The following is an 11,181-nucleotide window of genomic DNA, read 5'->3' as shown; positions in this document are numbered from 1 at the left end:
TTTTTACCATTTTATTTTCTAGGACTAAAGACTTAGAACAAATTCAGATTGTAGTGCGATGTTTAAAATGTCATATTTTTATACACTTGTAGTATAGAATGAGTTTGTTATGAAGTAAGGTAGGGGAAGAACATATGTCTTTATGTCAGTTAGTGAGAAAAAATATAAGAACATTCGCTGCCAAAAGGATGAAGCAATTCATGTGGGTTGCTATGAGTACTATGATTTTATTTTTTATGATTTCGCTCCAATTTAATGAAGTAGTTGTTGAGGAATTAGGGACTACACTTTTATTTCAAATGTGTTTTTATACACTGTTTCTTATATTCATTTTTATATGTGTTTTTACTACATATAAAATAACGTTTTCTCTTCTACAAGTGAGGAAAGAGGAAATTAAATCTTATGTAGTAGAGAATAGGAAGAGAAATGACGTACTATGTTTATTATGTCAGGAGCAATTATTTATTTATGGAGCAGCGTTTGTTTTTGGATTAGTTAATGGGATGTTATTTTTGAAATTATTTACGATTATCTTTATGAAAATAGCAGGAATACAAGGGATAAATAGTGCACCGATTACAATATATGCAATAGCAGTTGTTAGTATAATTATGATCGTTATCGTCCTATTATCGATGATGCAATGTTTTCGATTTGTTCAAATTTTACAAGATAAAAATTCATTTCATTTCAAGGAAAAGGCATGAGAAATCATGCCTTTTTCTATTTTACACATAAAAATAATCATGTTACAGTGTAAAGACCTGACAAAGAATGGGAAGGAAAGGTTGTATAGAATGACAAATGAACAGTCGATTGTAAAGGTTGAGCGATTAACGAAGCGAATCGGTTCAAAGACACTTGTAGAAAATATTAGTTTCGAAGTTAAAAAAGGTGAAGTAGTTGGTTTACTCGGACCAAATGGTGCTGGAAAAACGACTTTAATGAGAATGATGGTCGGCATGATTCGTATGACAGAGGGAGAAGTTTGGATTGACGGCCAATCTGTAAAACAGCAATTTGAAAGTACTGCTTCGAAAATTGGAGCAGTAATTGAGACACCGGAATTTTATCCTTTTTTGAGCGGCTATGAAAATTTAACATATTTCGGACGAATGAATGGTAACGTGACAGAAGAACGTATCGATGAAGTAGTGAAATTGTTAGGGATGGGACAAGTAATTGACCGCAAAGTAAAAGCATATTCACTTGGCATGAGACAACGTTTAGGAATTGCTCAAGCGCTTATTCACAATCCAGATGTATTGATATTAGATGAACCAACGAATGGATTAGATCCTAGTGGAATACATGAAATGAGAATGTACATAAAGAAAATTGCACATGAACAAGGAAAAGCGGTACTTGTATCTAGTCACTTACTTTCAGAAGTTGAATTAATGTGTGACAGAGTTATCATTATTCAGCACGGAGAATATGTGGCGACGCAAAATATTCAGCATAATCAAAGCGAAGAGATGGAGACAATCCGTATACGTGTAGATGATGCAAAGAGAGCAGCGGAATTGTTAAACCAAGATGTTTTAATAAAAGGTAATGATCTACTTATTACTGTAAAAGATGAAGAAATCCCAAATGTTATTCGTACATTGCTTGAGAAAAATATTCAAGTGTATCGTGTATATGAAGAAAGAAAAACGTTAGAAGAGCAATTTTTAGAATTAACAGGGGGAAAAGATATTGTTTAATTTAGTATATAACGAATTGTATAAAATATTTAAGCGAAAGCGAACGATTATTCCCTTTGCAGTTATTGCAGTATTAATAATTGGATTAGGATGGGTTACGGTAAAGTATCTAGAACCAGAAACAAAAGGATGGAAAGCTGATTATACAGAACGAACTATAGAAATTGAGAAAAAGCTAGGCATGAAAAAAGAAGCTATTTTAGCAGAGCGATCTGGAGACGAGCTTGTAAAGGAATATCAGCTGAAGATGAAGTACATAGACACAGATACAGCGCCGGCAAGCAGTTCGCCGCTTTCTTTCATGAGAGATACAGGTTTTATCGTATTTCCAATATTGCTCCCGTTTATCCTTGTGTATGCAAGTACAATTTTTGCGAATGAATATAGCTGGGGAACATATAAATTTTTAACGATACGACCGGCGAGTCGCTTTAAAATTTTGACAGCGAAATTTTTAGCAATCGTAATATTTGCAGCATTATTGTTTATATTTAATATGATTTTCTCCACATTATGTGGACTTGTTATTTATAAATTCCAGCAGCCTGCATGGAGCGAGTTTATTTTCCAAGACGGAAATATTATAAAACAAAATATTTTTGTAGAAGCTAGTAAGTATTATATTTTATCGTGGTTGCCGACTATTGTGTATGCAGCATTTGCATTTATGATTTCTGTGTTAACAAGATCTAGCGGAGGCGCGATTGGTATTTCACTATTTCTTGCTTTATCCGGAAACATTGCATTACTAGCAGCAACTAGATATGATTGGGCGAAATATTTACTGCCAGCAAACACAGATTTATACAGTATTGCAAAGAATGGCAGTTTTATTGATGGAGTAACGTTCCCATTTGCTTCATGTATGTTATTCCTGTATTTATTTGTATTTTTAAGCATTTCCTATACGGTATTTTTAAAACGTGATTTAACTTAATAAAAGAGCCGTTAAGTATTTCTTAACGGCTCTTCTTTATGCGAATTGTTTAAGTGCTTTTTCAGCTAACAAAGCGAAGTATTCTGCACTTATAGGTAACGCTCGCTCGTCTACTGTAAAAGCGGGATGATGCCATTCATGTGTGCCACTCGTTCCCATAAAGACGAATGAACCAGGTATTTCTTGTTGATAAAAAGAAAAATCTTCTCCGGCCATTGACGGGGTAGGAGAGATGATATTTAAATTCATTTTTTCGGCAACTTGGGTGGATAAGTTTGTTAGAGATGTATCGTTATGAACAGCAGGAGGACCTGCATAAAAACGAAATTCTGTTTTTACACCCAATGCATCAGAAACCCCTTGAATAATACGTTTCATTAGTGCGGGAATCTTTTCGCGTGTTTCAGCTTGGAATGTACGTACAGTTCCTTCCAGTGTAGCTTTTTCAGGAATAACGTTCCATGTATTTCCTGAATGGATGTTTGTGACACTAATGACTGCATTATGTGAAGAACTTATATTTCGGCTTACAATTGTTTGGAGTGCCATAACAATTTGAGAGGAAGCGACAATAGGGTCTACCCCAGCATCTGGTACAGCTGCATGTGTACCAACTCCGTGAATTTCAATTTCAAAGCGATCAACTCCGGCCATGAGTGGACCATCTTTAATACCGATTGTACCTACTGGTAAATCAGGTTTATTATGCATACCGAAAATAGCTTGCACATTACGTAAATGTCCAGCTTCAATTACTTTGCAAGCACCATCGCTACTTTCTTCAGCTGGCTGGAATATAAAGCGTACCGTTCCGCTAAGAGAAGATTCTTTTTCTTTTAATAAATAAGCGGCACCTATAATGGCAGCTGTATGAAAATCATGACCGCAAGCATGCATCTTACCGTGAATTTTGGAAGCGTACGGCAAATTTGTTTCTTCTTGAATAGGAAGTGCATCGATATCAGCACGGATTGCTATAATTGGTCCGCTATTATTCCCAGAAATTTCAGCAATAACGCCTGTTTCTAAACTAGAATTTATAATCTTAATGTGTTTCTCTTCTAACCAATTTTTTATAGCTTTCGTCGTTTCAAATTCTTCGTATGATAATTCTGGGCGCTCATGTAAATTTCGACGAATAGAAATTAGCGATTCAGTTAATTGCTCTAGATTTGCTGCCACGTATAATGCCCTCTTTCTTAAATAAAGTATTTATATTAAGTATACAATAAGAAAAGAGAGGATTCTCAAATGAAAATCCTCTCTCGTTTTATGCTGCCAGTTTTTTGTGTGTATGATGTTTACGATAACGTCCACGCATTGCATAGGCAATTTGCGGGATTGCAATACCGATTAAAATAAGTGATACACCGATCCATTGTGAAGATAGCACCGCTTCTTTTAAAACGAACACAGACATAATTGTTGTAACTGGTAGTTCTGCGGCACCAAGAATAGTCGCTAAGCCAGAACCGATCTTTGGAATACCGATTGTAAAGGCGATAGAAGGAATAACGATACTAAATGTTCCTAATCCTAAACCGTATTTCCAAAGTCCTTCAGAAATTGCACCACTAAAAATAAATGTTGGCGGGAATACGATCATTACTAAAGTTAAAGCGCCAGTCATTAAGAGAACACCGCGCGGTAATGAAGGTACTTCAACGGCAACTTTTCCGCTCACGAAAATGTATGTTGCGAATGTAACAGCAGATAATAAACCTAGTATGATTCCAGTCATATCGAAATCACCTGCTGATTTCTCTAGTAAACCACTTGATAAAAATGTACCTGCAAGTAAGAAAATAACGGAAATAACCTTTTCTCTTGAAGGGAATGTTCTTGTTGCGACTGCTTCAATAATAATTCCGACCCAAACGAATTGGAATAAAAGTATAATTGCAATAGATGCTGGTACAGTTTTTAATGAACCATAATAAAAAATTCCAGTAAAACTTGCAGATGTACCTGCAACGAATAAAATTAACGCTTGTTTTAATGGAACACGATGTCTAGAAAATAGAAGTGTAATAGCAAGCAAAATAATCCAACCGAACAAATATTGGCTACCAATTACTTCTCCAAGTGAAAATCCTTCTGCATATGCAAGCTTAACAAAAATAGCTAAAATCCCATAACTACACGCTCCTAATAAAACTAAAAGAGAATAACGAAGCATGACAAATTCCTCCCATCTATATGAAATTGTTCCTAACGGACATATATAACTAGAGGGAAGTATACAAAATTAAAAATGAAGGGTCAAATAAAAGAAAAGTGTGACATTTTATAGAATAATAATAAAAGTATGATATTTATGCATAATCTTGAAATTAGTAATAATAGAAGTATTATAAAATCAGCTTCGTATTGTATAAAGACAGCATTTGAAAAAAATATTTTTTAAGCAATATATATGTAGGCGTACTTGTATCGTGCTAATCATTTGAGAAACTACATCACCTTTGTTATGTTAATAACATTAGAGAGGTTTTGTAGTCTAATTGAGATTTTTCTATATAATAGAAGGAAATGAAAACGTTTTTTTAGAAACAGTGTGAAATGGTAGTTTTTATTATTATCACGTTGTTAAAGTGATTTCACGAATTGTTCATAGTATTTTTATATGTTTTTGCTACAATATGTAAAGAGAGGAGTGGAACAATGCAAGATATTAGTATTTTTTTAGCGTTTGGCGCTGGGTTTCTATCATTTATTTCCCCATGTTGCTTACCGCTTTATCCGGCATTTTTATCGTACATAACAGGTATGTCGGTTTCTGAGTTGAAAGAAGAAAATGCAATGCTTCGCAAGAGAAGTATGATACATACAGCGTTTTTCTTACTTGGATTTTCAATTATATTCATTGCAATTGGATTTGGTACAAGCTTTATCGGAGGTATCTTTACAGATTATAAAGATTTAATTAGACAGTTAGGTGGTATATTTATCATCGTGTTCGGTCTTATTATTGTCGGTGTGTTTAAGCCGAAATTCTTAATGCAAGACCGTAAATTTACGTTTAAAAATCGTCCGAGTGGCTATTTTGGATCCGTTTTAATTGGATTGGCATTTGCTGCAGGGTGGACACCTTGTACAGGACCTATTTTAGTATCTGTCATTGGATTAGCAGCAACGAACCCAGAATCAGCAATGATTTATATGATTGCATATATACTTGGATTTGCTATCCCATTTTTCGTGCTATCATTCTTTATTACGAAAATGACTTGGATTAAAAGAAATAGTATGAAATTCATGAAAATCGGGGGATACGTTATGATTGTCATGGGTATCTTCCTATACTTTAACTGGATGACGAAAATTATCGTGTATTTCTCAAGTTTATTTGGTGGTTTTACTGGTTTTTAGTATTATTCTGTGAAAATGTTGGAAATACTAACGGAAAAGCATATAATGAAAGTATATTTTGCATATAGCCACAAAAAAGGATGAGAAAATATGAACATAGTTGTTTTATCCAGTATCGTTGCTGTTTGTATGGCTGTCGGTGCGATGTTTATTCGTTTAAAAGCAGCTAAGAAACCTGCAACATTGAAAAAAATTATACTTCCACCATTTTTTATGAGTACGGGAGCATTGATGTTTGTTTTTCCAGAATTTCGACTAACTCCAGCAGAAATATTAGAAGCAATTGGCGTCGGTTTGTTTTTCTCTATTTTTCTTATTAAAACATCTAAATTTGAAATTAGAGGACAAGAGATTTATTTGAAGCGTTCAAAAGCATTTGTTTTTATATTAATTGGATTACTTGTCGTACGGATTGTATTTAAAACATACTTAAGTCAATCCCTTGATTTAGGACAACTTAGTGGCATGTTCTTCTTACTGGCGTTCGCTATGATTGTGTCATGGAGAATTGCTATGTACCGTTCCTTTACGAAATTACAAAAGGAAATGGAAAAAGAAGATGGTTTTTATAATGAAAAAGATATGAAATTAACTTAAAAACTGTATATGTATAACATAAAAAGACAGCGTTTTTTGACGTTGTCTTTTTATTTATATTGTTAACATCTTCTGTCCCAGCCGCGTCGTATAAAACGTTCCCCATTAAAGAAACAATTTAAATTTGGTGATACGAAAGGACCGATAAACGGAATAATATTTGGTTCTGTAGTCTCATCGACAGGGATAGGTGGTTTAGTAGGGTCAGGTCTTAGTGTATAGCGAATGCGAGCGGTATTTCGAATGAGACCATTTCTTGGCTCTGCTGTTACTTGAACGATAAAACGGACAACAACGGATTCACCTGGTTTAACAGTTTCAATAAGAATACCAATAGTCGGATTACTTCCAGGACGTGAAACGCCGTTTACTGTTACTGAATTTGGATAGAAAGTAACTTCGGGAGGCAGTGGATCGGTAATGAGTACATTATTAGCAGGAATAGCGCCATTGTTAGTAAAGGTAAGTGTATATGTGATGAAGTCACCAAGCTCCACGCTATTTACATTCGCTGTCTTAATAAATGTGTTTGGCTCATTAGGATTTACTTCTATCGTAATTGGTGGTGTTGTTGTCGTTGTTGTGACAGGAGGTCTAGTAGGATCAGGTTGAGAAGTATACGTAATGGATGCGATATTTGTAATCATTCTATTAGCTGGAAGTGTAATAACCTGTACTTGGAATGAAATAGTTACTGATTCTGTTGGATTAAGAGTTCCGACTGGAATTCCTGTGGATGGATTTGCGTTTGGAACGGGAATGTTATTAATTGTGACACTATTTGGAATGAATGATGTGCCGACAGGAAGTGAGTCTGTAACAGAAATATTAGTGACAGGAATCGTACCTTCATTTTGGAATGTGATAGTAAATGTAATCGTATCACCTACTGACACGATGGATGTATCAGCGGTTTTTATCGGATTAATAGTGCCAACGTTTACAGGGGTAATTGTAGTAGGTGTAGGCGTAGTAACGGATACAGGTGGCTTAGTAGGATCAGGTTGGTATTGGAAGGAAACGTTACCTTGGTTTTGAATTTCTCCGCTTGGTGGAATTGAAGTAACAAGGACACGGAAAGAAATCGTTGCGGATTCAGAAGGAGCAAGTGTTGAAATCGGGATGCCTGTGGATGGATTTGCGGTTGGTTGTGGCACATTGTTTATGGTAACACTATCTTGAATGAAAGAAGTACCTACAGGAATTGTATCAGTTACAACAATATTGTTAGCGGGAATGGTACCTGTATTTTGGAGTGAAATCGTATACGTAATGATATCACCTAGTGTAACTGTTTCCGGCGTAGCTGTTTTTTGCGGATTTAATATAGCTGTATTTACATTCGTTGTGTTAATTGGAGTAGGGTCTGTAATGGTAATAGGAGGTTCACCGGGAACTGGTTCATATGTGAAAGTAACAGTTGCTTGATTTCGAATGATACCACCAGGTGGTACGCTTGTTACTCTCGCTTGGAATTGAACAGTAATTGTGTCGTTCGGATCGACTGTACCTACAGGTATACCCGCTACAGGATTTGCTCCAAGGTCTGGAAGGCCATTTATTACAACGCTACCAGGAACAAATGTTAACCCATTCGCTAACGGATCGGTAATGATGACGGAAGTTGCAGGGACTGATCCGCGATTTTGGAAGGTTACGGTATACATTATGATTTCATTTATATCTACAATTTGTTTGTCTGCTAGTTTATTTGGGTTAGGTGTAGGTGTAATAACGGATACTTCAACAGTTGGAGTAGGATCTGTAATGGTAATAGGTGGTTCGCTAGGGTTTGGCTGGAATGTGTAAGTGACAGTTGCTGTATTTGTAATAATGCCGTCTGGTGGCAATGTTGTTACAGTAACTTGATAAATTAATGTAATAATTTGTCCTGGAGTTACTGTTCCGACATTTACACCACTACTTGGATTTACACCAGGTAAAGAAACACCATTTACAGTAACACTATTCGGTACGAAATTGGTTCCAGCTGGAGTAGGGTCTGTCATAATGACATCTGTCGCATTAATATTTCCTACATTTTGGAATGTGATTGTATATGTGATAGTATCACCGAGATTGATTATTTGAGGGTTTGCTTGCTTGTTAGGGTTAATGGTAACTTCACTTACTCGAGTTTTTGTAGCAGGTGTAGGTGTAGTAATAGATACAGGTGGTAAGTTTGGATCTGGCTGATATTGGAATGAAACGGTGCCCTCATTTTCAATAAAACCTGTCGGCGGTATCGATGTTACTTGTACTTGGAAAGTTACGACGGCCGAGGTGTTAGGTTCTAATGTACCAATAAGAATTCCAGAACTAGGGACGGTACCTGGTTGTGGCACGTCATTAATCATTACACTATTTGGAATGAAAGTAGTACCAGCTGGAATAGGATCGGTTACAAGTACATTCGTGGCAGGGACAGTTCCTGTATTTTGTAAGGAGATTGTATAAGTGATTGTGTCACCTAATAACGCAAATGCTTTATCAGCGGATTTTGTAGGATTCGTTGTCGCTGTGTTGACATTTGTAGTAGTAGGGGGCGTTGGAGTAGTTACTGTTACTGGTGGTTCTCCAGGATTAGGTTGGAATGTGTAGGTGATAGTAGCTTCATTTACAATAATTCCGTTAGGTGGTATGGAAACAACGCGAACTTGGAATGTTAAAACAACTGATTGACTAGGGTTTAATGTGCCCAGAGGGATGCCCAGAGCTGGGTCAACATTACTAGTTGGTACACCATTAATTGTAACGCTATTTGGAATGAAAGTAGTTCCTGTTGGGATGGGGTCTGTAAAAACGATGTCTGTCAGTTGTACAGTTTGTAAGTTTTGGAAGGTAACGGTGTACGTAATAATATCACCTATATCAACGTTGTTTCGATCAGCTGTTTTCGATGGATTAATAATACTATTAATGATTTCAGTATTAACTGGTGGTGTTGTCTCTGTTTCTGTAATAGGAGGTTCATTTGGATTAGGCTGAGATGTAAAGTTGACTGAACCAACATTTGTAACAACCCCGTTAGGCGGTATATTTGTAATCGTTACTTGGAATGTGATGTTTACTATTTGATTCGGTTGTATAGTACCGATAGGTATTCCGACACTTGGATCAATACCTGGTTGTGAAATACCATTTACTGTAACGGAATCTATAATAAATTGTGTACCTACTGGTGGTGGATCAATGACAGATACATTTGTCATAGGAATATTTCCGATGTTTTCAAGAGTGATTGTATACGTGAGTACATCTCCAATGTTAGCAACTGATAAATCTACTGTTTTAGTTGACTCTAACTCTGCATTTTGTACAATTGTTTCTGCGATTGGAGTAGGTGTGGTTGTTGTAATAGGCGGAAGGGTAGGGTCTGGTTGAGATGTGTAAGTGACATTTGCTTCATTTGAGATAATACCATTTGGTGGTAGAGCAGTTACTTGTACTTCTAAAGTAACAGTCACTATTTGTCTAGGATTTAATGTGCCAACTGGGATTCCTGTTTCAGGTGTCAAGTCAGGTTGTGAAATACCGTTAATCGTAATGCTTCCAGGAATAAATGTAGTTCCAGTAGGGATAGAATCTGTAATAATGACATCAGTTGCAGGTATATTACCAGAATTTTGAAGGGTGATTGTATAAGTGAGTGTATCGCCAATACTTGCAAACTCACGGTCTACTGTTTTTTGCGGATTCGGGTTAGCGGTACGAACCGGTAAAGTAACAGTAGGAGTCGTTTCTGTCGTTGTAATAGGTGGTTCACTAGGGTTAGGTTGAGAAATATAGGTTACAACGGCCGTATTTTCTATTTTTCCGTTAGGTGGAATAGCATTTATTTGTACTTGGAACGTAACCGTGACAGTTTCGCCAGGGTTAACAGTACCGACGGAAATACCTGTGATTGGGCTTACGCCAGGTTGAGGAATATTATTTACTGTAACGCTATTCGTAACAAAAGTTGTACCAGGTGGCAAAGAATCTGTAATTGTTACACCTGTAGCAGGGATGGTTCCTTGGTTTGTAAATGTGACAGTATAAGTTACGATATCACCAATTTCTGCAAACGTAAGGTTTGCAGTTTTTGTTGGACTTATGACTACAGTTTGAATAGGAGTCGTAGTTTCAGGAGTCGTTTCTGTTTTTGTGACGGGAGGTAAATTTGGATCCGGTTGATAATTAAATGTGACACTTCCTTGATTGCGTATTTCGCCGCTAGCAGGGATGTTTACTACTCGTACTTGGAAAGTAATCGTCGCTCGTTCGGACGGCGCTAAAGTTCCAAGTGAAATTCCTGATGCTGGATTGGTTCCTGGTTGAGGAATACCATTAATCGTAACACTATCTGAAACAAATACAGTACCAGTAGGGATAGAATCAATCACGGTTATATTCGTAGCAGGGACAGTACCGGTGTTTTGAAATGAGAGTGTATAGGTAATGATATCATTTAATGCAACGAAGGAGCGATCAGCTGTTTTTTGTGGATGTAGTGTTGCTGTATTAACTGCCGTTTCTGTTTCAGGAGTTGTAATAGTTGTTGTAACAGGAGGTTCATTCGGA

The 11,181-nt window shown here is 36.4% G+C and carries 7 protein-coding genes and 2 pseudogenes; 6 read left to right on the top strand and 3 right to left on the bottom strand.

Going from position 1 to position 11,181, the window contains the following annotated elements:
• The first annotated feature begins 134 nt into the window (after positions 1–134).
• The 3 genes from MR113_RS25465 to MR113_RS25455 all read left to right on the top strand — a co-directional run bounded on the left by MR113_RS25465 (position 135) and on the right by MR113_RS25455 (position 2,649).
• Positions 135–710, top strand: a complete 576-nt coding sequence (locus MR113_RS25465; protein ID WP_242257283.1) for an ABC transporter permease — start codon at positions 135–137, stop codon at positions 708–710.
• Between the two features lie 90 nt (positions 711–800).
• Positions 801–1,712, top strand: a complete 912-nt coding sequence (locus MR113_RS25460) for an ABC transporter ATP-binding protein (protein WP_242257282.1) — start codon at positions 801–803, stop codon at positions 1,710–1,712.
• Positions 1,705–2,649: an ABC transporter permease gene (locus MR113_RS25455; protein ID WP_242257281.1), complete on the top strand. Its 945-nt coding sequence runs from the start codon at positions 1,705–1,707 to the stop codon at positions 2,647–2,649. The genes MR113_RS25460 and MR113_RS25455 overlap by 8 nt, the downstream gene beginning before the upstream one ends.
• Positions 2,650–2,685: 36 nt before the next feature.
• Here MR113_RS25455 and MR113_RS25450 read toward each other — a convergent pair whose 3' ends face one another.
• Together MR113_RS25450 and MR113_RS25445 are read right to left on the bottom strand one after the other, a co-directional pair.
• On the bottom strand, positions 2,686–3,831 hold the full coding sequence (locus MR113_RS25450) for a M20 peptidase aminoacylase family protein (protein ID WP_242257280.1): 1,146 nt from the start codon (positions 3,829–3,831) through the stop codon (positions 2,686–2,688).
• Positions 3,832–3,919: 88 nt separating this feature from the next.
• Complete coding sequence (locus tag MR113_RS25445) at positions 3,920–4,828, bottom strand: EamA family transporter (RefSeq protein ID WP_242257279.1); 909 nt, start codon at positions 4,826–4,828, stop codon at positions 3,920–3,922.
• 325 nt (positions 4,829–5,153) lie between these two features.
• On the opposite strand from MR113_RS25445, the pseudogene MR113_RS28630 reads away from it, so the two are divergent.
• The 3 genes and pseudogenes from MR113_RS28630 (at position 5,154) to MR113_RS25435 (ending at position 6,618) form a co-directional block, all read left to right on the top strand.
• Positions 5,154–5,297: pseudogene (locus MR113_RS28630) on the top strand (peptidase T).
• A gap of 16 nt (positions 5,298–5,313) precedes the next feature.
• Positions 5,314–6,021, top strand: a complete 708-nt coding sequence (gene ccdA, locus MR113_RS25440; RefSeq protein WP_242257278.1) for a cytochrome c biogenesis CcdA family protein — start codon at positions 5,314–5,316, stop codon at positions 6,019–6,021.
• Positions 6,022–6,111: 90 nt separating this feature from the next.
• Complete coding sequence (locus tag MR113_RS25435) at positions 6,112–6,618, top strand: CcdC family protein (protein WP_001028635.1); 507 nt, start codon at positions 6,112–6,114, stop codon at positions 6,616–6,618.
• 62 nt (positions 6,619–6,680) lie between these two features.
• Here MR113_RS25435 and MR113_RS25430 read toward each other — a convergent pair.
• Positions 6,681–11,181 (bottom strand): annotated as a pseudogene (locus MR113_RS25430) (hypothetical protein); the annotation flags it as partial.

It is taken from the genome of Bacillus cereus group sp. BfR-BA-01379, from assembly GCF_022663605.1.
GTDB lineage: Bacteria > Bacillota > Bacilli > Bacillales > Bacillaceae_G > Bacillus_A > Bacillus_A mobilis.
This window is presented reverse-complemented; position numbering and strand designations above follow the sequence as displayed.